General features: G+C 57.4%; 18 protein-coding genes. 4 read left to right on the top strand and 14 right to left on the bottom strand.

The annotated features are described in order from the left end of the window. The first annotated feature begins 60 nt into the window (after positions 1-60). Complete coding sequence (locus tag FEZ62_RS04355; RefSeq protein ID WP_172926923.1) at positions 61-1197, top strand: metal-dependent hydrolase; 1137 nt, start codon at positions 61-63, stop codon at positions 1195-1197. A 59-nt stretch (positions 1198-1256) separates the two neighbouring features. On the opposite strand, the gene FEZ62_RS04350 is transcribed toward FEZ62_RS04355, so the two are convergent. The 5 genes from FEZ62_RS04350 to hppD form a co-directional block, all read right to left on the bottom strand. Then, entirely contained in the window at positions 1257-3215 is a 1959-nt protein-coding gene (locus FEZ62_RS04350) for a methyl-accepting chemotaxis protein (RefSeq protein WP_172926922.1), read from the bottom strand. A gap of 337 nt (positions 3216-3552) precedes the next feature. Beyond that, positions 3553-5013 (bottom strand): sodium-dependent transporter, encoded by a 1461-nt coding sequence (locus tag FEZ62_RS04345; RefSeq protein WP_172926921.1) that lies wholly within the window; start codon positions 5011-5013, stop codon positions 3553-3555. 161 nt (positions 5014-5174) lie between these two features. Next, positions 5175-5825 carry a maleylacetoacetate isomerase gene (gene maiA, locus FEZ62_RS04340; protein ID WP_172926920.1) on the bottom strand — a complete coding sequence of 217 codons (651 nt, stop codon included), beginning with the start codon at positions 5823-5825 and terminating at the stop codon, positions 5175-5177. Continuing rightward, on the bottom strand, positions 5815-6798 hold the full coding sequence (locus tag FEZ62_RS04335; protein ID WP_172926919.1) for a fumarylacetoacetate hydrolase family protein: 984 nt from the start codon (positions 6796-6798) through the stop codon (positions 5815-5817). The genes maiA and FEZ62_RS04335 overlap by 11 nt, the downstream gene beginning before the upstream one ends. Before the next feature lie 86 nt (positions 6799-6884). Then, on the bottom strand, positions 6885-7967 hold the full coding sequence (gene hppD / locus FEZ62_RS04330) for a 4-hydroxyphenylpyruvate dioxygenase (protein WP_069900461.1): 1083 nt from the start codon (positions 7965-7967) through the stop codon (positions 6885-6887). Between the two features lie 635 nt (positions 7968-8602). On the opposite strand from hppD, the gene FEZ62_RS04325 reads away from it, so the two are divergent. Further along, positions 8603-8854, top strand: coding sequence for a hypothetical protein (locus tag FEZ62_RS04325; protein ID WP_172926918.1), 252 nt, complete (start codon positions 8603-8605; stop codon positions 8852-8854). Positions 8855-8935: 81 nt separating this feature from the next. Here FEZ62_RS04325 and FEZ62_RS04320 read toward each other — a convergent pair whose 3' ends face one another. The 6 genes from FEZ62_RS04320 to FEZ62_RS04295 all read right to left on the bottom strand — a co-directional run bounded on the left by FEZ62_RS04320 (position 8936) and on the right by FEZ62_RS04295 (position 14718). Continuing rightward, a complete protein-coding gene (locus FEZ62_RS04320; protein WP_172926917.1) occupies positions 8936-10177 on the bottom strand; it encodes an alpha/beta fold hydrolase in 1242 nt (413 codons plus the stop codon). 196 nt (positions 10178-10373) lie between these two features. After that, the gene (locus FEZ62_RS04315) at positions 10374-12152 is read right to left on the bottom strand and encodes an ABC transporter ATP-binding protein (protein ID WP_172926916.1); all 1779 of its coding nucleotides are present in this window, start codon (positions 12150-12152) and stop codon (positions 10374-10376) included. After that, the gene (locus tag FEZ62_RS04310; RefSeq protein WP_172926915.1) at positions 12145-12780 is read right to left on the bottom strand and encodes a DsbA family protein; all 636 of its coding nucleotides are present in this window, start codon (positions 12778-12780) and stop codon (positions 12145-12147) included. Before FEZ62_RS04310 ends, FEZ62_RS04315 begins: the two co-directional genes overlap by 8 nt. Positions 12781-12783: 3 nt before the next feature. Continuing rightward, positions 12784-13722, bottom strand: a complete 939-nt coding sequence (locus tag FEZ62_RS04305; protein WP_090515330.1) for a rhodanese-related sulfurtransferase — start codon at positions 13720-13722, stop codon at positions 12784-12786. 174 nt (positions 13723-13896) lie between these two features. Continuing rightward, positions 13897-14205: a BolA/IbaG family iron-sulfur metabolism protein gene (locus tag FEZ62_RS04300; RefSeq protein WP_172926914.1), complete on the bottom strand. Its 309-nt coding sequence runs from the start codon at positions 14203-14205 to the stop codon at positions 13897-13899. 12 nt (positions 14206-14217) lie between these two features. After that, complete coding sequence (locus FEZ62_RS04295; RefSeq protein ID WP_090515334.1) at positions 14218-14718, bottom strand: DUF2059 domain-containing protein; 501 nt, start codon at positions 14716-14718, stop codon at positions 14218-14220. A 389-nt stretch (positions 14719-15107) separates the two neighbouring features. On the opposite strand from FEZ62_RS04295, the gene FEZ62_RS04290 reads away from it, so the two are divergent. Then, on the top strand, positions 15108-16502 hold the full coding sequence (locus tag FEZ62_RS04290; RefSeq protein ID WP_172926913.1) for a class II fumarate hydratase: 1395 nt from the start codon (positions 15108-15110) through the stop codon (positions 16500-16502). 92 nt (positions 16503-16594) lie between these two features. Here FEZ62_RS04290 and FEZ62_RS04285 read toward each other — a convergent pair whose 3' ends face one another. Next, complete coding sequence (locus FEZ62_RS04285) at positions 16595-17563, bottom strand: DMT family transporter (RefSeq protein WP_172926912.1); 969 nt, start codon at positions 17561-17563, stop codon at positions 16595-16597. A gap of 278 nt (positions 17564-17841) precedes the next feature. Here FEZ62_RS04285 and FEZ62_RS20700 point away from each other — a divergent pair, with 278 nt between their 5' ends. Then, positions 17842-18063, top strand: coding sequence for a DUF6316 family protein (locus tag FEZ62_RS20700; protein WP_242454878.1), 222 nt, complete (start codon positions 17842-17844; stop codon positions 18061-18063). Between the two features lie 61 nt (positions 18064-18124). Here the strand turns inward: FEZ62_RS20700 and FEZ62_RS04280 are convergent, their stop codons facing one another. Both FEZ62_RS04280 and pap read right to left on the bottom strand, forming a co-directional pair. After that, positions 18125-19309 carry a thiolase family protein gene (locus FEZ62_RS04280; RefSeq protein ID WP_172926911.1) on the bottom strand — a complete coding sequence of 395 codons (1185 nt, stop codon included), beginning with the start codon at positions 19307-19309 and terminating at the stop codon, positions 18125-18127. Positions 19310-19425: 116 nt separating this feature from the next. Beyond that, entirely contained in the window at positions 19426-20913 is a 1488-nt protein-coding gene (gene pap, locus FEZ62_RS04275) for a polyphosphate:AMP phosphotransferase (protein ID WP_172926910.1), read from the bottom strand. Between the last annotated feature and the right edge of the window lie 15 nt (positions 20914-20928).

Below are 20928 nucleotides of genomic sequence, written 5' to 3'. Positions count from 1 at the left end.
CCGCGTAGGCGCTTAGGCTAATTTAGGCGAATTGCCTCATCTCCATCGCAAGGTTGAATCATGGACTCACTGACTCAAGTGGTGCTCGGCGCCGGCATTCAGGGCGCCCTGCTCGGTCATTGGCAAGGTCGTAAAGCCCTGCTCTATGGCGGGCTGCTCGGCACGCTGCCGGACATGGACGTGCTGATCGATTACGGCGATGCAGTAGCAGACATGACTTATCACCGCGGCTTCAGCCATTCCCTGTTGGTGTTGAGCGCCGTGGCAATAGTGCTGACGCTGTTGATCCGGCGCTTTGCACCCAACCCTGGCTATTCGGGTAAACGCCTGCTGTTAACCCTGTGGCTGGTGCTCGCCACCCATCCATTGCTCGACAGCTTCACCAGTTATGGCACCCAATTGTTCTGGCCGCTGACGCCGACGCCCACTGCCTGGTCGAGCATATTCATCATCGATCCGCTGTACACCTTGCCATTGTTGGCGGCGATGGCGCTTGGCCTGATTTACGGCCTGAAGGGCAGATTCGCCAAGGCACCCGCCATCGCGCTGGCACTATCAACGGCGTATCTGGCCAGCACTGTGGTGGGTAAAAACGTTGCCGAACACCGGGTCGAAGCGCAACTGGCGAAACAAGGGATCCATGCTGAGCAGATATTCAGCTCGCCCACGCCGTTCAATAGCCTGCTCTGGCGGGTGATGGTGCTCGATGGCGATGATTACTATGAAGCGTTGTCCGGCTGGTTTGACCATAGCCCGCCTGTACTCGAACGGATTTCACGCGGCACGCAATTGGCAGAAGCCCTCAAGGATTCGCCCGCACATGCGCGACTGGCCTGGTTTACTGATGGTTTGTTGCGTTACGACCGAATTGACGGCCAGCGTGGGGACTCCCGAACTCATAGCAACTTAGCGGCTGATGGCCTGAGCGCTGACAGGCAGAAAGAGGCTGAAAGTTATTTGATTGTCACTGATTTGCGCTTGGGCATGACCGGGTTTCATCCTTTCCGCTTCGACTTTGCTCACTGGCAAAACGGCCAATGGCAATTGCAAAGCACGGTTGAGCGTTGGCCGGTCGCCCGGGGCGATCTGGATCGCCTGGAACTGCTCTGGACCCGCATCTGGCACCCTGATACGCCGGTACCCTTGGCGATATGGGCCAGCGAGTTGGCCAAGCCGTTGATCAGTCAAACCCGCTAAACCAAGCGCCACTCGCCCACTTGCGCGCAGACTCGAACGACTAGCCTGCGCGCAATGATTTACGCCGTGCGGAATTGGCGAACCAGATTTTGCAACTCAAGCCCAAGGCGCGCCAACTCGGCGCTGGAGGCTGCGGTTTGCTCGCTCGCGGTGGCGCTCTGCTCGCCAATGTCGCGCACTCGAGTCACACTTTCGCTGATGTTTTCCGCCACGCTGCTTTGCTCTTCAGCGGCCGCCGCGATTTGCTGGTTCATCTGCTCAATGGTGCTGACAGACGAAGTGATGCGGCCCAGCGCATTACCCGCATCAAGGGCCAGATCAACCGTGCGCCGCGTCAGCTTCAAGCTGCTGCCCATCTGCTCTGCAGCGCCCTTGGCCATGTCTTGCAGCCCGGCGATCAGGGTTTCGATCTCTTCGGTTGAGGTGCGCGCACGTTGCGCCAAGGCCCGCACCTCGTCTGCCACTACCGCAAAACCACGACCTTGCTCGCCAGCCCGCGCCGCCTCAATCGCGGCGTTGAGCGCCAGCAGATTGGTTTGCTCGGCAACCGAGCGGATCACCTCAAGCACGCTGCCAATGCGCTCGCTCTCAAGATTAAGCGCTTCAATGGCCTGTGCCGACTGCTCAACTTCGCCTGCCAGGCTGTGTATTTGCGAAACCGCCTCCTGCACCACGCTATTGCCCTGCTGCGCCTCACTGTCGGCCTCGCGAGCAGCCAGAGACGCTTGATCGGCGTTCTGAGCAACTTCCTGCACAGTGGCGGCCATCTGGTGCATGGCCGTTGCCGTCTGTTCGGTTTCAAGTTTCTGCTGCTGCACGCCAACGCTGGTCTGCGCGGTAATGGTCGAAAGCTGCTCTGCGGCAGCAGCAATCTGGCTGACACCACCGCCAATGTGCCCGATCAAATTGCGCAGGCTCAGGGTCATGCGCTGCATGGCCGACATCAACTGTCCGACCTCATCGGCCCGCTCGCAGACGATGTCACGGCTCAGGTCACCGGCAGCGATCTGCTCGGCAAAGGTAACGGCTTGGCGCAATGGCGCGACAATCGAGCGGGTGATCAGCAAGGCTGCAATCACTCCGATCAGCACCGCAGCGGCAGCCATGCCGATCAGCGCCAGCAATGCCTGCTGGCGAATGCCCTGCATGCTTGCAGCTTCCGCCACCTTGGCCTGATCAACCAGCGCCAGCACTGCATGAGCAGCCTCAAGCATGGTGGCCTCGGCAGCATCGCCATCGCTGACCACTTGCATGTAGTTATTGAAGGCCTGCTGATACACCTTCAGCGCCTGCAAGGCTTTATCAATCGAGGTCTTTTGATCATCATCGAGCCAGATCATCAGGTTGCGCGCGACCGTTTCCAGGTCTTCATTGGTGTACTTCCAGTCGCGCAGGGCGTCGGCCGAACCATCAATGATGTACAGGTTCTCATTGCTGCGCAGGTCGAGCATGCGCTTGCTCAACCCCGATGCTGTCTCCGCCAGCGTTAATGGATCACTGCCTTTTAATTTGTCGCCTTCAAGGCGCAGTTCACGCACGGCGTCGTACATTTCGAACTCGATCATTTCGAACTGATCACGCGCCTCGCCCGCCGCACTGCTCATTTGTTCGCGCGCCTGGCGCGCTTTGTCGGTCAGCGCCACAAACTGATCGAACTGCTGACGATACTGCTCTAAAGCAGTGCCCATGGCTTCCAACTGGGCGCTGTTGTGGCCATCGTCGCGGCTCAGTTGCTCATCCAGCAGACCCTTGACCACGTCGAACTGATCGCGGGTCCGCGATGCCGTATCGGCGGTTTGTTTCAGCGCATAATCACCCTCGAAACGCAGCGCATTGAGCACTGCCACGTCGATCGCACTGAAACGGTTGACCTGCTCATGTCGCCCGGCAACAGCCTCTACCGCCCAATAGCCCGTCAGCGCCACCGCCGCCGTTAACAGCAACACGACGGTAAACCCGCCGAGCAGTTTTTTGCCGACGGCAAAGTTGCTAAATACGCGGGAAACAGGCAACAGCATAGAATCACTCCATTATCGTTATTCACTGCACCGGCGGGCCTCGCGACAGCCCGGGCCAGCAGCAGTATTTGTTGGACGATTGCGATAGCAAGCCTTATGCCATCACTCCTTGTCCTAATCATCGACGCCTCTGGCGCGCAAGATTGATCAGCAATGCGTGCAGATCGTCTTATATCCAAAGTGTTATATCGGCAAGTTCACGCTGAGCTTAACCTTGAATTTGGCAGGTTCCCGCCACTCAGCCGCAGGTTGGTACCGACCTTGGCGCTTGAATCGCAGGCATAAAAAAAGCGCACGGCTCGCGCCGTACGCTTTTTTCTTTGCTGCCCGGAGGTGTTTAACGACCTGCCAGAACAGGCACCACGCGCGGCCACATGACCTCGCCGAGGATGGTCAGCAGGCCAATCGCACCGGCAATCCAATACCAGCCAGCAATCGGATCAAAGCCCAGCCAGCCAAGGGCATTGAGGAACACGATCATGATCAGCACCGGCGATACGTAGCGCACCATGAACAACCACAGTGCGTAGCCGAATGGCGGCAAGTCGAGCTCTTCACGCATGATCTCGTCACGCAGTGCGTAGCCCGCCAGCAACACGATGAATATCCCGCCCAGCGGCATCATCCAACGCGATGTCAGGTAGTCCAGCCAGTCGAAGAAGTTCTTGCCCATCGGCGTCCAGCCGGCCATGAGGTTGAACGACAGCATCGCCAGCATGCTGATGACCAGCAACACCGCACCCGAAACCAGCGCAGCCTTGATCCGGCTAACCCCGTGCTTCTCGTTGAGGTAGGCAACCGTTGCTTCGATCATCGAGATGGCTGAAGTCAGCGCTGCGATCGACACCATGGCGAAGAACAGAACGCCGAACACGGTGCCCATTGGCATTTGCTGGAAGGCCAGCGGCAGGCTCATAAAGATCAGGCCCGGCCCGGCGCTCGGGCTCATGCCGTTGGCGAAAATGATCGGGAAAATTGCCAGACCCGCCAGCAGTGCCACAGCCGTGTCGCAGATGGCTACCATGAAGGTGGTACGGGCAATGGACTGGCCATCCGGGATGTATGAGCCATAAGTGAGGATCGCACCCGAGGCCAGGCTCAGGGTGAAGAACGCGTGGCCCAATGCCGCCAGCAATGCTTCACCGGTGATTTTCGAGGCATCAAAGGTGAACAGGAAGTCGAAGCCGGCCGAGAAGCTGCCGCTGCTGTAGGCATAACCCACCAGCGCGACCAGCATTACCGCGAGGCCCGGCATCATCCAGCGAACCGAGTTCTCGATGCCCTTCTGCACGCCCTTGGCGACGATCCACAGGGTTAGCAATGCAACCAGCACACTCCAACCGCCCAACTGCCAGGGATTGGCGTTGTGCGCCTCGAATGCAGCGCCGAGTGCCTCAACACTGGTGGCCGCCAGCGAGCCGTCGAGCATTATCCAGGTGTAGGCAAACGCCCAGCCCGCGACGACCACGTAGAAGCACAAGATCATGAAGCCTGCGAGCATGGCCATGCCGCCGACGGCTTTCCACAACGGGTTACCGGCGTTTTCTTCAACCACGCGGCCAATGGCGTCAATCGGGCTGCCGCGACCACGGCGACCAATGGCGATCTCGGTCATCATGACCGGAATACCGATGGCCAGAATACAGGCAAGGTACATCAGCACGAAGGCACCGCCGCCGTACTCGCCTGTGATATAGGGGAATTTCCAGATGTTACCCAGCCCTACCGCAGAGCCAGTTGCCGCAAGGATAAAGCCCCAGCGTGAGAGCCAGAGGTTTTTAGGTGTAGCTCGGGTCATACGTCACCTGTTGTTTTTATCTGTGACGGAATCGAACCCGCCGCACTCGTGGTGCGACGGAATGTAGAGGGCCCAGACAAACGCGCCTTCACGCTGCGCTATGGAGCGCAGCAATGCCTGCTAAACGTTTGCATGTGGCGCCCCGCAAGGTCGGATAAACCTTATTCTGCGTCGGGTTGCACCTCGGGAGCCGCCTGTTTAAAGGCATCGAGAGCTTCACAACGCGCCGTCATGGCAAGAATGCGTGGGTACGCATCGAGGTCACAGTTAAAACGGCGAGCATTGTACACCTGTGGGATCAAACAGGCTTCGAAAAATCCGGGACGCTGACCAAGTGACAATTTGCCATCAAAGACCGCCAGCCCCGCCTCTACCGCTTTGAAGCCGGTGTGCAGCCAATGTTGATACCACGCGGTTTTCTGCACATCACTGACATCCAGCTCGCCAGACAGATAACGCAACACCCGCAGATTGTTCAGTGGATGCATCTCGCAGGCGATGTGCAGCGCCAGCGCCCGCACCTGAGCCCGCGCAGCAGGCTCGGCGGGCAGCAAGGCCGGCACCGGATAGACTTCTTCGAGGTACTCCAGAATCGCCAGCGACTGCGCAATGCGCACATCACCGTCAACCAACAACGGCAGCAATGCCTGCGGATTGAGCGCCTGATACTCGGGACTTAATTGCTGGCCGCCATCACGAACCAGGTGAACCGGCAATTGCCGGTAACCCAAACCCTTGAGATTAAGCGCAATCCGCACCCTGTAGGCTGCGCTGGAGCGCCAGTAGGAATAGAGCGTCAGCTCATGGCTCATAGCGTTCTACAGCCTGATCAATAGCGCCAAACAGACTGTGGCCCGCCGCATCGAACATTTCGATACGGACCCGATCACCGAACTTGAGGAACGGTGTTTTAGCTTCGCCCTGCTCGATGATTTCAAGCATGCGCTTCTCAGCAAGGCAAGAAGACCCCGCGCTGCGGTCGTAGTTGGAAACGGTGCCCGAACCAATGACCGTACCACTGCCCAGCGGCCGGCTTTTTGCCGCATGCGCCACCAGCGTTGGGAAATTGAAGGTCATGTCGGTGCCGGCATCCGGCTGGCCAAATAACTGACCGTTGATGTGCGACACCAATGGCCGCTGCACCTTGCCGTCTTTCCAGCTATCGCCCAGCTCATCAGGGGTGATCGCCACCGGCGAGAAGCTCGATGACGGCTTGCTCTGATAAAAACCGAAGCCCTTGGCCAGTTCTCCGGGAATCAGATTGCGCAGCGAAACATCGTTGACCAGCATCAGCAGCTTGATGTGACCCGCAGCATCGGCCGAATTCACGCCCATCGGCACGTCATCGGTAATCACTGCGAGTTCGGCCTCAAGGTCGATACCCCAGGCTTCATCTGCCATGCGAATCGGGCTGTGCGGCGGGATGAAGGCATCACTGCCGCCCTGATACATCAGCGGGTCATGCCAGAAGCTTTCAGGCATTTCGGCGCCACGGGCTTTACGCACCAACTCCACGTGATTCACATAGGCACTGCCATCGGCCCAATGAAAGGCGCGCGGCAACGGGCTGTGGCACGCCGATTGGTCAAAGGCAAAGGAGTCCGCCTCAAGGCCATCGTTGAGGCGCTGATACACCGCATCCAGCGGAGCACGGAGATTGGCCCAATCATCCAGCGCAGCTTGCAGGGTGGCGGCAATGGCAGGCACTTTGACCGCGCGGGTAAGATCCCGCGAGACCACCAGCAGAATGCCGTCACGGCCTTGTTGCAGAGAGGCAAGTTTCATCTAAACGACCTTATCAAGAAGTTTGTGCGGTTTTGCTGGAACAACCAGCTAAAACCGCAGGTTAAGCCTTGCGATTGGCCAGCGGCTCAATCGGCAGAAATCACACCGCGACGCAGTTGGTCTTCTTCAATCGATTCGAACAGCGCCTTGAAGTTGCCTTCACCAAAGCCCTGATTGCCCTTGCGCTGGATGATCTCGAAGAAAATCGGCCCAATCACGGTATTGGTGAAAATCTGCAACAGAATGCCGTCATCGCCAGGCGCGCCGTCGATCAGCAGGTTCAGTTCGCGAAGGACTTCTGTTGGCTCACCGTGGCCGGCGACACGGGTATCAACCTTGTCGTAGTAAGTGCCCGGGGTTTGCATGAAATCGACGCCGTTGGCACGCAATTGGCGCACGGTCGCGTAGATGTCTTCAGTGCTCAGGGCAATGTGCTGGATGCCTTCACCCTGATATTCACGAATGAATTCTTCGATCTGCGACTTGTCGTCCGCCGATTCGTTGATCGGGATACGGATCTTGCCGCACGGCGCAGTCATCGCACGCGAGAGCAAACCGGTGAGTTTGCCTTCGATGTCGAAGTAGCGGATTTCACGGAAGTTGGCGATGCGCTCGTAAAAGCCGGACCAGACATCCATCTGCCCGCGCTTAACGTTATGAGTCAGGTGATCGAGGGTTTGCAGGCCCACCGCATTGTCGTTGGGCGAGCGACCTTCGATGTATTCAAAGTCAACGTCGTATATGGTTTTATCGCCATAACGGTCAACCAGATACAGCAGCGAGCCACCGATCCCTTCAACACACGGAATGTTCAGTTCGCCGAAATTGGCGTGGCTGCCGACCAGTTTCGCACCCTGCGCTTCTACATAGGCGGCTGCTTGGGCGGCGTTCTCGACACGAAATGCCATGGCGCAGGCGCTTGGGCCATGCTTGAGGCCGAACTCGCGCACATGCCCAGTCGGGCTGCCATTAAGGACGAAATTGATGTCGTTCTGCTGGAACAGGAAAACCTGCTTGGAACGGTGCTTGGCCGTTTCAGTGAAACCCATGGCGACAAACAGTTCACGCAACTGCTGAATGCCTTCCGGCGTTGGGGCGGTGTATTCGACAAACTCGAAGCCGTCGGTACCAATCGGGTTGTGCTGGGCAATTTTGCTCACGGCGTTCATTTCGCCTCCTTTTATTGTTGTCAGGGTCGCCCGCCGCAGTTCTGTGGCGAACGGGAATGTGCCCATATCACTCCCTAAACCCTGCGCAAACAAGCGCCCCTAAACGCCGAAAACAATGGTTTACGCCGCCCGCGCGTAAATATTTCATTACACCCCGCCTCCCGCTCAAAACCACCGCAATGGACGCCACCAGCGCGTAACAAATTCGTTACAGGGCGGTTCAGGAAGCTGCCAGTCGCAAACAATTCGCGCTTACGCGCAAATTCCGCCGGCAACTGAAACCCAGCACTCAAAAAAGCCCGCGGCCGAAAAATAAATAAGCTAAATCGAACCGAGTCCACAACTTCGGCCAATACCGCGTGATAACAAAAGCTACACCTGAGATAAACAACTCAAGGCGCAGTAGGGACATCATCGGACGACAAGTAGTGGCACGGAGTTACCCGCCAACCCTAAAGCCCGACAGTAATAAAGATAGCCAGCCAGGCATAATAAATAGGTGAGTCGTGAATACGATTAACAGCGCCCGAAATACATTTTTAATACTACTTGCCAGCGCTACTCTGATGGGCCAGGCATCGGCCGGGAGCATCTCATTCAGAGGAGCGATTACCGAGTCGACCTGCCAGGCGAACTTGAATGACTCCAACATCGATTTCGACAAGTGCCCTAACGCGGCGCATAGCGCCCATTTCGAGCTTCAAACCCTGCGTAACGTCAAAGCCAACACCCGCGACATATCCAGCCCACCTCACCCGCTGGCCTTGCAAGACCTGCAAGCGCCCTCAGCCGAGCGTACCGACAACGGTTACTTCTCTGCGCGGTATAAACTCAACTTGGCAGCCAATAGCCGGGATGCTTACGTAGTGTTTGTTAATTACAACTAACTGATAGCTAATAGCCACTTCTTAAACTAAAACGGCCACTTTCGAGTGGCCGTTTTAGTTTATGCGTCAATCATTAAAAACTCACTCATCACGGTTCAGTGTTTCCAACTGCGTGGTAATAACCGGATCACTTTCCAGGGTTTTATGGACCGGACACAAATCTGCGATTCTGAGCATGTTCTGCTTGTCCTCCTCGGTCAGTTCTGCGCCCTCGAAGCGGATGAACCGGCTGATGCGCTCGATCTTGCCCTCACGCCCTTCGCACTGATCGCAATCGTCGGCATGCACGCGGTCATGTACCAGACGCACATCGACATCCTCCAACGCGATCTTCTTGCGTGCGGCGTACATGCGAATAGTCATCGAGGTACAGGCGCCCAATCCCATCAGCAGCAGGTTGTAGGGTGTCGGACCCAAATCTGAGCCGCCAAAATCCTTCGGCTCATCCGCCACCAGCGCATGCGTGCGGCTGTACAGACCGCGCAGAAACTTCTTGTCGAGTTCGGTAACGAGCACATGGCCGTCATCCAGATGATTGCCTGCATGCTCCTCGGTTGGCACCTCGATATAACGCGCCGCCCACGCTGCCAGGGTTTTGGCCACGTAGACAGCGTCCGCCTTGTTGCTCAACAAGTGATCGGCCTTATCCAGCGAGACGTAACTCTTGGGGTGCTTGGCGGCGCCGAAAATAGCGCCCGCCTCGGCGACCGGAACAATGCTGTCGACCGGCGAATGAAAAACGATCAATGGCCGGCGCAACTTGGCGATGTGCTGCAGATCGACGTATTGATCAAGGTCTTCAATCAGTTGCTGCTTGATCGAGAACTCACGCAGGCCGATTTTCACCGTCGCCTCCCCTTCGGCGGCGATTTTCTCTTTGGAGGTTTCAAACAGGTGCTGCACGTGGTGCGCAGTCGAAGGTGCGGCAATGGTCGCAACGGCCTTGATCGACTCAATTTGCGCAACTGCGGCAAGCACTGCTGCACCGCCCAGGCTATGGCCAATAATCAGCTGTGGCGCCTGATACTCGGTCGCCAGCAGGTTGGCAGCCGCAACCAGGTCTTCAATATTGGAGGTGAAGTTGCTGTTGGCGAAATCGCCGTCACTGTTTCCGAGGCCGGTGAAATCGAAGCGCAGGACCGCAATGCCGTTATCGGCCAGTTCACGGCTGATTCGAGTCGCGGCGGCGATATCCTTGCCACACGTAAAGCAGTGGGCGAACAGCGCGTAATACTCGATACGGCGGTGGTTTTCCGGGAGTTCGAGCAAGCCGGCGAGCATTTGTCCATTGCTGCCGGGAAATTCCACTTTCTTACGATTCATGTCAGGCATCCTTAGCTTTCATGCGGACTCGGCCGTGCGCCAACCTTAGCTGGCAGGAGCAACCCCGCTCGCGAAAAAATTTGCGTCCATAGCCTAAACGACGATAGCGCGTTGCGTGGGCGTGAACAGCAAAATACCAGACGAAGCGTAGGGCTTTTTGACGCAAGCGCGCTGAGATTAGCCGGAAGCCAACAGATTAATGCTGAAGATGGCCATAAAGCTGAGCGTAGAGACCACCTTCGGCGATCAATTGCTGATGGCCGCCGTCCTCGGCGATTGTGCCGCCATCAAATACCAGCACGCGGTCTGCCTGTTTCACGGCAGACAGGCGATGCGCAATGATCAGCGTGGTACGGCCTTGCAGAAACTGCGCGAGAGCCTGATGCAGGGCGTATTCGGTCGCCGCATCCAAGGCTGATGTGGCCTCGTCGAGCACCACCACTTTAGGTTCGGCCAAGACCATGCGCGCGACAGCTAGGCGCTGGCGCTGACCACCGGACAAACGCACACCCGAACGCCCAACCACACTCTCAAGCCCGGCAGGGAGCTGGCGAATGGTGTGGGCCAACTGAGCGATTTCCAACGCTCGCCAGCAGGCTTCATCACTACGCTCACGGCCCATGCACAAATTGGCGCGAATGGTGTCGTTAAACAGGGCGGGATGTTGCAGCACCACCGCCACGTTATCGCGAACAGTCGCCAGACCGATTTCCTGCTGGCTGCTGCCGCCAAAACGGATAGTGCCCGCTTGCGGGGTATAGAGGCCAAGCAGCAATTGCACAAGCGTGCTTTTGCCGCCACCACTGGCACCGACGATGGCGACTTTTTCGCCTGGCGCAATACTCAGATTGAGGTTATTGAGCACCGGCTCATCGTTGTACGAGAACTTCAGGTCATTGATCTCGATGCCCACGGTATCGCGGCCCTTGAACGGATCAACGCCGCCCGGGTATTGCGGCTCATCGGCGCGGGCGAGCAATTCATTGATCCGCGAGAGCGCGCCGCTGGCGGCATAAAACGCGTATTGCAAACTCAGCAGCTGCTCCACCGGGCCGATCATGAACCACAGGTAACTGAACACGGCGAGCATCTGGCCAATCGACAGATCAGAGAACAACACCGTGAGCATCGCGGCGGCGCGGAACACGTCGATACCGAACTGAAACAGCAAGCCACTGGCGCGATTCGACGCATCGGTACGCCACTGTGAAGCCACGGCAAAGTCACGAACCTCACGAGCACGACCGCTCAGACGGCCCCAGAAGTAACCCTGACGGTTACCCGCGCGTATCTCCTGAATTGCTTCAAGGGTTTCGGTCAAGGCTTGGGTGAAACGCGAAGTGCTGTCGTTTTCGAGCCGTTTTAGATGCTTGACCCGCTTACCCAGCAACACCGTGGCGTAGATCACCAGCGGATTGAACAGCAAAATCAGTAATGCCAACTGCCAGTGCATCCACAGCAAAATCGCCGAAGTCCCGGCGAGCGTGAGCATGGCGACTAGGAAGCGGCTAAGCGTCTCGCCCACAAACTTGTCCAGCGTATCGAGGTCGGTGACCAAATGCGTGGTAACCGTACCGCCGCCAAGGCTTTCGTATTCACTCAGGGAAATACGCTTAAGGCGCTCGATCAGGCGCACGCGGATACGGTAGACGATGTCTTTCGATAAGCGCGCGAACAGGCGCGCCTGGATCACGTTGAAAATCAATGCGCCGCCGCGCAACATCAAGGTGACGACCAGCATCAAACCGATATAGCCGACAGCCGTGTGCAAGCTGTCGGGCAGGAAGTGATTCATCACCTTGAGCGCGCTGTCGCCATCCTTGAGCAGGACTTCATCGACCAGCAGGGGCAACAGCAACGGAATAGGCACACTGCACAGCGTGGCGAATATGGCCACCAGATTGGCCAGTATCAGGGCCTTCTTGTGATGCAGGGCCAGACGCCGAATTTCCGCCCAACTGAGGCGGTCAGGCATTGACGGAACGCTCCAGCCAGCGCGCCAGCAGTGGCGCAAGGGTTTCCAGCGGCTGATAGCCGTTGGTCAGCAACGCCAACTGGCCATCGCGCTGGGCCAGCAGGGTCGGGAATCCGGCGATGCCCAAGTCCAGCGCCCAGCTGAAATCTTCCGCGGTGGCCGCACGCTGCGCCGCACTGTCGTAGGCATCGGCGAATGCACTGCGCGACAGCCCGGCAGCTTCGGCAAGTTCAAGCAGAACCTGAACCTGAGTTACATCGCGGCCTTCAACATAAAACGCCTGCTGGATTGACTTAACCAAGCGCCAGGCGCCCTGCGGCGAAAGCGAGCGCGCGGTAACCAGTGCACGGCACACGGTTTCGGTGTCGTAGACAAAGCCTTCTGGCAGCGCACCCTCGAACTTGAATGGCTGGCCGGTAGCGTTTGCGACCGCCTGCCAGTGTTCAAGAATGTAGCGCCGGGTTGAAGGGTCGAGGATGGCATTGTTGCCCGTGCGCAGCCCCCCTGCGATCAAGTGCAAGTCGACGCCTGCTGCCTGCGCCTGCTGCGACAGCGCTTCCGCTACCGGAGCAAATCCCCAGCACCAGGAGCACATCGGGTCCATCACGTACAGCAGGCGGGTTTGCATGGCTTAATCCTTTTTCGCGAGGCGTGCGTTGTATCCCAGCGGATGCGGCATATTGCGCGCCTGAGCCAGTTCGATCTGACGCTGGCGCTCACGGGCACCGGCACGGGTTTTCTCTGGCAATGAGTCCCAGCAATGCGGGCAACTCACGCCGGGCGTGTAAAACTCGGACTCGCGGTCTTCTGTCGAAATCGGCGTGCGGCAGGCATGGCACTGATCATACTCACCTTCGCTAAGGTCGTGGCGCACGGTGACCCGGTTATCGAACACGAAGCAATCGCCCTTCCAGCGGCTCTGCTCCTGCGGCACTTCTTCGAGGTATTTGAGAATGCCGCCCTTGAGGTGAAACACTTCATCGAAGCCTTGATTGAGCATGTAGCTTGAAGCCTTTTCGCAGCGAATGCCGCCGGTGCAGAACATGGCGACTTTCTTGTGCTTGGCCGGATCAAAGTTGGCTTTGATGTAGTCGGGGAATTCGCGGAAGGTTTTGGTCTTCGGGTCAATCGCGCCGTCGAATGTGCCAATCGACACTTCGTAATCATTGCGCGTATCGATCAACAGAACTTCCGGGTCTGCGATCAGCGCGTTCCAGTCCTGCGGCTCGACATAGGTGCCGACACGTTTGTTCGGGTCTACACCCTCAACCCCAAGGGTCACGATTTCTTTTTTCAGTTTGACCTTGGTGCGGTAGAACGGCTGCTCGTCGCAATAGGATTCTTTGTGGTCGATATCAATCAGGCGCGCATCCTGACGGAACCACTCAAGCAGATTGTCGATGCCCGCACGGCTGCCCGAAACGGTGCCGTTAATACCCTCTTCGGCCAGCAGCAATGTGCCTTTGATGCCGTACTCGAGCATGGCGTTGAGCAAAGGCTCACGCAGATCGTGGAAGTCAGGTAGCGAGACGAATTTGTATAGCGCGGCAACGACAATCTTGTCGGTCATCAGAATATTCCTGCAGTAGTCGCCCACGTAAAGGGCGGACTGGGTAATAAAAAACGCCAGCATCGCTGCTGGCGTTTTTCGATTTTACGGAATTTGCAGCAATTGGTGTAGAGCTGATTTGACCCATGCGTCAACATGGATCATTCCCTGCCCCTGCAATCGAGCTTGATTGAATCAGTGCGCGTCGTGCTTGCTGCCGCCCAGACAAGTTGGCGACGCGGGGGCGATGCCCTGCGCCTGCCACTCTTTCGCGGTATACGTGTGCAGCGCCAACGCATGCACCTGGCCCATCAGATCGCCCATACAGGCATACACTTTCTGATGACGCTTGACCGCGTTCAACCCGGCAAACTGCTCGCTGACGATCACCGCCTTGTAATGCGTTTCCAGCCCACGGCTGTGCATGTGGCTCTCATCCTGCACGCTCAGGTGTTGCGGTTCGAGTGCAGCCAGCGCGCCCTCAATCTGTTCAAGCTTCGACATCAGGGACTCCAATCAAGGTTTTTTAGGGGCGATTTCGTCGGTCATGTCCTGCAGCATTTTGTTCACTTGGGGAACCGCCACCTGCAATTTGGCTTGGGTCAGTTGCGCCGAGCGAGCCGTGAGTTCGGGCATTTTCTGCATGAACTTCTTGCCCAGCGGCGACTGATAGAACTTGATCAGCTCTTTCAATTCCGGCTCACTGAAATTGCTGGTGTAGAGCTTGATCATATCGGGCTTGATTTTGTCCCAGCCCACGGCGCTGTCGATCGCGGCGTTGGCCTTGGCCTGATAACGCTCAAGCGTTGCTTCCTTGCCCTTTGGCGAGCCGCTCTCGGCAAAGCGCTGCGCGAACATTTGCTGCACTTGGGCGTGAACAGGAGCCGCCAGCTTGTCTGCTCGCGCCAACAGTAAAAAGCGCTCGGCATCGGCCGCGTGACTGGCGGCATCCGCGAACGCGTTCGCGCTCCCCACAGCCAGCAAGGCAACTGCAAAAACAGCAGATAAACGTGGCATTAAATACTCCAGAATTAGCAAGATGAATCCGTAGGACAGCGCGGACGGTATTTTGTGCCTTAGCCACACAGACCTCAAGCGGCTTAACTGCGGCCTGCGCCAACAGCCCGCCTATCTGCTCGCGCATTATCAGCCTCGCCACACCAAAAGTACTGCCCATCAACTTGCTGCGGGGAATATGCAAACACTCGCCGCGCAGGCTTGCACAGCGTTGATTCACGCGACTTACATAACTCATTCGGCAACCATCGCCAGCGCCCTGATATGCAACACACCAGAACGTTAGCCTCGTACTGCAAACCCAGCGTCACGGCGTAATTATCTCCCCAACGGAACCTGCGAGCCGTTATCACGACCTAAACTGCAAATACCCCTATCAGGAGAATCACATGAGCCGCAAGGAAACCGACAGCATTGGTGCCATCGACGTCCCGGAAGATGCTTATTGGGGGGCGCAGACTCAGCGCTCGCTGATCAACTTTGCGATCGGACAGGAGCGCATGCCCATCGCGGTGGTGCATGCGCTGGCGACCATCAAGAAAGCGGCGGCGCGGATCAATAATCGTAACGGCAGCCTGCCACAAGATGTCGCTCGCTTGATCGAGCAGGCGGCAGACGAGGTTATCGGCGGCCAGTTGGATGAGCAGTTCCCATTGGTGGTCTGGCAGACCGGCAGCGGCACGCAGACCAACATGAATGTTAACGAGGTGATTGCCGGGCGCGCCAACGAGCTGGCGACCGGTGCACGCGGTGGCAAAAGCCCGGTGCACCCGAATGATCACGTCAACCGTTCGCAAAGCTCGAATGATTGCTTCCCGACCGCCATGCACATCGCCACGGCCAGCGCGGTCTACAACCAATTACTGCCGGCAATTGCCGAACTGTCTGGCGGCCTGGCCGAGCAAGCTGCGCGCCACGGCAACCTTATCAAGACGGGTCGCACCCATATGATGGATGCCACGCCGATCACTTTCGGTCAGGAGCTGTCGGCCTTTGTCGCGCAACTGGATTATGCCGAACGCGCTATTCGCAGTGCTCTGCCCGCTGTTTGCGAGCTGGCGCAAGGCGGAACCGCTGTTGGTACAGGCCTGAATGCACCAGCAGGGTTCGCCGAAGCGATTGCCGGGGAGCTGGCCGCGCTCACCGGCATGCCACTGATCAGCGCGCCGAATAAATTTGCCGCACTGGCTGGGCACGAGCCGCTGACGATTATGTCTGGCGCGCTGAAAACCTTGGCCGCAACGCTGATGAAAATCGCCAACGACCTGCGCTTGCTGGGCTCCGGACCGCGCGCAGGATTCGCCGAAGTCCGCTTGCCCGCCAATGAGCCGGGCAGCTCGATTATGCCGGGGAAGGTGAATCCAACTCAGTGCGAGGCGCTGTCGATGCTCGCCTGCCAGGTGATGGGTAACGATACAACCATCACCTTTGCCGCGAGCCAGGGTCATTTGCAGCTGAATGTATTCAAGCCGGTGATCATCAACAGTCTGCTGCAATCGATCCGGCTGCTCGCGGACGGCTGCAGCAACTTCCAGGCCCACTGCATTGCCGGACTGGAGCCCGACGCGGCAAAGATGTCGGAACATCTTGAGCGCGGACTGATGCTGGTGACGGCGCTCAATCCACATATTGGCTATGACAAGGCCGCCGAAATCGCCAAACAGGCTTATCAGCAAGGCACCACATTGCGTGAAGCAGCGTTGCAGTTGGGCTATGTCACCGAGGAGGAGTTTTCAGAATGGGTTCGTCCTGAAAGCATGCTCGGTAACGGGCATACTCACTAGACAAGCGCCCGCTGGGCAAAGCGTGGCGCGGTGATAACAGCAGTCAATCTGCAATAGCCGCGCAGCACTAAATGCGCTGCGCGTCGACCAAATCAAACAGCCTTAACGACCGCCACGCGGGCTCGGCGAGCGCGCAGATTGGCCATTATCGAGGGCGCCAGCGCTGTCAGTGCAGACCCCAGTACCACCAGAACCGCGCCACAATACGCCAGCCCGTTCACCTGTTCAGGTTGCACATAGGCGGGCCACCAAACAGCCGCCAGCGCCACGGACGCAAAAGTCACCAACGGCGTAATCGCCAACGCAGCGCTCACCCGCGAGGCTTGCCAATGCGCCAGCGCCTCGGCAAAAGCGCCATAGGCAACCAGCGTGTTCAGGCAGCAAGCCAGTAACAGCCAGCCCTGCACCGGGGTTAACAGCTGTACATCCAACGGCTTGGCCCAAGGCGTTAGCAACAGGGCGCACGCGAGATAGATCACCATCATTATCTGCAGCGAATTCCATGAGCTGAGCAGTTGCTTTTGCGCCAACCCGTAAAAGGTCCAGACCAGTGCGGCCAGCATGACCGTTAGAACGCCGGTGGTATAGGCGGTGAGCGAGCTCAGCAACTCGTCGAGGCGCTGATTGAAGAACAAGCCAAAGCCGAGCAACAAAATAACCAGCCCCGTGCCCTGCCCGACGCTGAATTTCTCACGAAAAATGAAGATGCTGCTGATCAGTAACAAAATGGGCGCGACTTGAATAACCAGCTGCGTCGTGCCGGGGCTCAGCAGGTTCAACCCCATCAGGTACAGCACATAATTGCCGGTAAGCCCGAGGATGGCCAGGCAGAGTAAACCGATGCCTTTCTTCCCGAGAATATTGAACCGCGGCAGTCGCCGGGTGGCGGCCAGAAACGCCAGCAGAATTGAGCCCGAAACAAACAGGCGATACCAGGTAACAGTGACCGGATCGAGGGTGGCCAGTACTTGCTTGAGTTTGATCGGCAGGATGCCCCAGAGCACAGCGGTAACCATCGCCAGGAACATACCGTATGCCCAGCGACCAGAAGAGATATGCATGACAGCCTCAAATTCGCGAAGACCCACTGCATCGGAAGTTGAGCAGTATCGTCTCGTGCAGGGCTATTTTAGCGATGCACATAGTAACCAGCACAGCTACAGTGCTAGCGCGATAACCGGCAAAACTGTACGGGTGCAAAGCGCCGCGAACCTGCTTGAATAGCCACAGCCCTTACCCACTGGGGCCTGCAGATTCGACCGCTGGTCAGCAGCCTTAGCAAAACAACAATCGCTGATTAGAATCAAACTCATCAAAATAAAACTTTTGAGTAACTGCTATGTTCTGCAAGCGCAATTGCGATCCACTACACGGCACCCATTATCGCAGTGAGCGCATCAGCTCGGTAAACGGTCAGTATTTTTTTGCAACGCGGGAAGGCACGCTGGAAGGCCCGTTTTTCACACGGGTAGATGCCTTGCGAGAAATTGATTCGTACATCAACCGGATGTTCATTGCGCGGCAATTGCCTAAACATCGCTCAATGAAAAGCAACCACTAACCGCGCAGGCCCGGCAAATCTCAAAGCGTCTTTGCCAGACCCCAGCGGTTATTCGATTCGATCAGCTCAACGATTCAAACAGCCCCGTTGCGCCCATACCGCCGCCCACGCACATGGTGACGATGCCATAACGCAGTTTGCGGCGCTGCAACTCGCGCACCAGATGACCGACCTGACGCGAGCCAGTCATGCCGAACGGGTGACCAATGGAGATTGAGCCGCCGTTGACGTTGTACTTGTCGTTGTCGATTTCCAGTCGATCCCGGCAATACAGGCACTGCGACGCGAACGCCTCGTTGAGTTCCCACAAATCAATATCGGCCACGCTCAGGCCTTTGGCTTGCAGCAGCTTGGGCACCGAGAAAACCGGACCGATGCCCATCTCATCCGGCTCACAGCCCGACACGGTAAATCCACGGAAAATTGCCCGCGGGGTAAGGCCCAGCTCAAGCGCTTTGTCCATGCTCATGACCAGCGTCATGGAAGCACCATCGGAAAGCTGCGACGCATTACCGGCGGTTACCGAGCCATCCTCGGCAAACACAGGCTTCAAGCCGGCCAAATCCTGCAGGGTGGTACTCGGGCGATTGCAATCGTCACGGTCGACAATGCCATCGAGAATCGACTTCTCGCCTGTGGCCTTGTCTTCGACCTGATACTTGACGCTCATCGGCACAATTTCGTCTTCAAACAAACCCTGCTTCTGGGCTGCTGCAGTACGCTGCTGGCTTTGCAATGCATAGGCATCCTGCGCTTCACGCGTGACACCATAGCGGCGCGCAACGATCTCGGCAGTGCGGCCCATCGGGTAGTAAATACCGGGAATTTTTTCCTGGATAATCGGATTGAAGAGGTGATCGGTATTGATGCTCTTCATGGTCATGGTGATCGACTCCACACCACCAGCCACAATCACATCACTGCAACCCGAGGCGATCTGGTTGGCCGCAATGGCGATGGCTTGCAAACCGGACGAGCAATAGCGGTTAAGGGTCATGCCCGGCACCTGAATACCGAGGCCAGACAACACGGCCACGTTGCGGCCGATGTTCATGCCCTGAGCGCCTTCGTTAGAACCGGCGCCGACTACGCAGTCTTCAACCAGAGCAGGGTCCAGGTTGTTACGTTCGAGCAGCGCGTTCACGCAATGCGCTGCCATGTCGTCTGGACGGGTCAGATTGAACTGACCGCGAAAAGACTTGGCCAGACCGGTTCGTACGCTATCTACAATCACTACTTCACGCATGACACACCTCGGAGTTGATGATGTTGGGCATGAACTTAGAATAATTCCGCTCAATATCGATTCGCGACGATCATTCATCGCTTGTATGCGCGAACATCCCGCCGCGCGCTACAGCACTAGTCTTTAGCAAATGCGGCTTCCAAAGCTTCATTGATGGTGCGCAGTACTTTGATCCGGGCGAAGTACTTATTGTTGGCCTCGACCAGTGTCCACGGGGCAATCCGGGTGCTGGTGCGGTCGACCATGTCGCCCACTGCATCGCGGTAAACCTCCCACTTTTCGCGGTTGCGCCAGTCATCTTCGGTAATCTTGTAGCGTTTGAACGGGATCTTTTCGCGCGCCTGAAAACGCTCAAGCTGCGTTTGCTTGTCGATGGCCAGCCAGAACTTCACCAGCACCACGCCTGAGTCTGTCAGTTGCTCTTCAAAATCATTAATCTCGCCATAGGCTCGCAACCAGTCGCTCGGGCTGCAAAAACCTTCAACCCGCTCAACCAATACACGGCCATACCAGGAACGGTCGAAAACCGTGAACTTGCCGCGCGCGGGGATATGCCGCCAGAAACGCCACAAATAGGGCTGCGCCAGCGCCTCTTCGGTGGGCGCTGCGATTGGCACAATCCGGTATTGGCGCGGGTCCAGCGCGGCGGCAACCCGGCGAATTGCACCGCCCTTGCCAGCCGCATCGTTACCTTCAAAAACTGTGACCAGCGAATGCCGGCGCATACGTTTGTCGCGCATCAACCCGGACAACCGCGCCTGCTCGATCACCAGCTGCTCTTTGTAATCCGACTTCTCAAGGGCCTGGCTCATGTCCAGGCTGTCGAGCAACGTGCGATTGTCGATGCTTGAAGTCAGCGGCGCCGAATGCGGATGCGGTCGCTGAACAGCCTGGGCTTTCAGGGCGGCCTGCAAGCCGTCGAGCAATACTTTGCCAACGGTCAGGCTGCGGTAATTTTCATCAAAGCCTTCAACCACATACCAAGGTGCGTAATCTCGGCTGGAGCGGCGCAGCACGCGCTCTCCGTAGCGTACAAACTTGTCGTAGGTTTTCGACTGTTGCCAGTCCAGCGGGCTGATCCGCCAACTGTGCAGCGGGTCGTCCTTGAGCGATTTCAGGCGGTTTTCCATCTGCTTTTTCGACAGATGAAACCAGAATTTGAAGATCAGCGTGCCTTCATCCGAGAGCATGCGCTCAAGGCTCTCGGCCGTGTCGATCGATTGATCCATCACGGCGTCTTTGAACCGGCCATGCACGCGCCCCTGAAGAATCTGACTGTACCAATTGCCAAAGAAAATCCCCATGCGCCCTTTCGGTGGGAGCTGGCGCCAAAAGCGCCAGGCCGGTGGACGGGCCAGTTCTTCATCGGTAGGTGCATCAAAGGTGCTGACTTCGATTAACCGGGGGTCCATCCACTCGTTCAACAGTTTGACGGTTTCGCCCTTACCGGCGCCCTCAATCCCGTTGATAAGAATCAGCACCGCAAACCGGCCCTGCTGACTCAATTCGTATTGCGCCTCCAGCAATGCTTCGCGCAGCGCTGGAACTGCCAGATCATAAGTTTCTTTATCAATGGTGCGGCTAATCTCGGCGGACTCGAACATACGCTACTCCCTGAT

It is taken from the genome of Pseudomonas sp. MS19, from assembly GCF_013277615.1.
GTDB classification, from domain to species: Bacteria; Pseudomonadota; Gammaproteobacteria; order Pseudomonadales; family Pseudomonadaceae; genus Aquipseudomonas; species Aquipseudomonas marincola.
This window is presented reverse-complemented; position numbering and strand designations above follow the sequence as displayed.

What these genes read in the sequence shown, in the direction of transcription:
- FEZ62_RS04335 (WP_172926919.1), bottom strand. Translation starts at nt 6,798, where the DNA reads ATGAAACTTGCCTCTCTGCAACAAGGCCGTGACGGCATTCTGCTGGTG.
- FEZ62_RS04350 (WP_172926922.1), bottom strand. Translation starts at nt 3,215, where the DNA reads ATGCTGTTGCCTGTTTCCCGCGTATTTAGCAACTTTGCCGTCGGCAAA.
- FEZ62_RS04355 (WP_172926923.1), top strand. Translation starts at nt 61, where the DNA reads ATGGACTCACTGACTCAAGTGGTGCTCGGCGCCGGCATTCAGGGCGCC.
- FEZ62_RS04295 (WP_090515334.1), bottom strand. Translation starts at nt 14,718, where the DNA reads ATGCCACGTTTATCTGCTGTTTTTGCAGTTGCCTTGCTGGCTGTGGGG.
- FEZ62_RS04310 (WP_172926915.1), bottom strand. Translation starts at nt 12,780, where the DNA reads ATGCAAACCCGCCTGCTGTACGTGATGGACCCGATGTGCTCCTGGTGC.
- FEZ62_RS04345 (WP_172926921.1), bottom strand. Translation starts at nt 5,013, where the DNA reads ATGACCCGAGCTACACCTAAAAACCTCTGGCTCTCACGCTGGGGCTTT.
- hppD (WP_069900461.1), bottom strand. Translation starts at nt 7,967, where the DNA reads ATGAACGCCGTGAGCAAAATTGCCCAGCACAACCCGATTGGTACCGAC.
- FEZ62_RS04315 (WP_172926916.1), bottom strand. Translation starts at nt 12,152, where the DNA reads ATGCCTGACCGCCTCAGTTGGGCGGAAATTCGGCGTCTGGCCCTGCAT.
- FEZ62_RS04320 (WP_172926917.1), bottom strand. Translation starts at nt 10,177, where the DNA reads ATGAATCGTAAGAAAGTGGAATTTCCCGGCAGCAATGGACAAATGCTC.
- maiA (WP_172926920.1), bottom strand. Translation starts at nt 5,825, where the DNA reads ATGAGCCATGAGCTGACGCTCTATTCCTACTGGCGCTCCAGCGCAGCC.
- pap (WP_172926910.1), bottom strand. Translation starts at nt 20,913, where the DNA reads ATGTTCGAGTCCGCCGAGATTAGCCGCACCATTGATAAAGAAACTTAT.
- FEZ62_RS04305 (WP_090515330.1), bottom strand. Translation starts at nt 13,722, where the DNA reads ATGACCGACAAGATTGTCGTTGCCGCGCTATACAAATTCGTCTCGCTA.
- FEZ62_RS04280 (WP_172926911.1), bottom strand. Translation starts at nt 19,309, where the DNA reads ATGCGTGAAGTAGTGATTGTAGATAGCGTACGAACCGGTCTGGCCAAG.
- FEZ62_RS04290 (WP_172926913.1), top strand. Translation starts at nt 15,108, where the DNA reads ATGAGCCGCAAGGAAACCGACAGCATTGGTGCCATCGACGTCCCGGAA.
- FEZ62_RS20700 (WP_242454878.1), top strand. Translation starts at nt 17,842, where the DNA reads ATGTTCTGCAAGCGCAATTGCGATCCACTACACGGCACCCATTATCGC.
- FEZ62_RS04285 (WP_172926912.1), bottom strand. Translation starts at nt 17,563, where the DNA reads ATGCATATCTCTTCTGGTCGCTGGGCATACGGTATGTTCCTGGCGATG.
- FEZ62_RS04300 (WP_172926914.1), bottom strand. Translation starts at nt 14,205, where the DNA reads ATGTCGAAGCTTGAACAGATTGAGGGCGCGCTGGCTGCACTCGAACCG.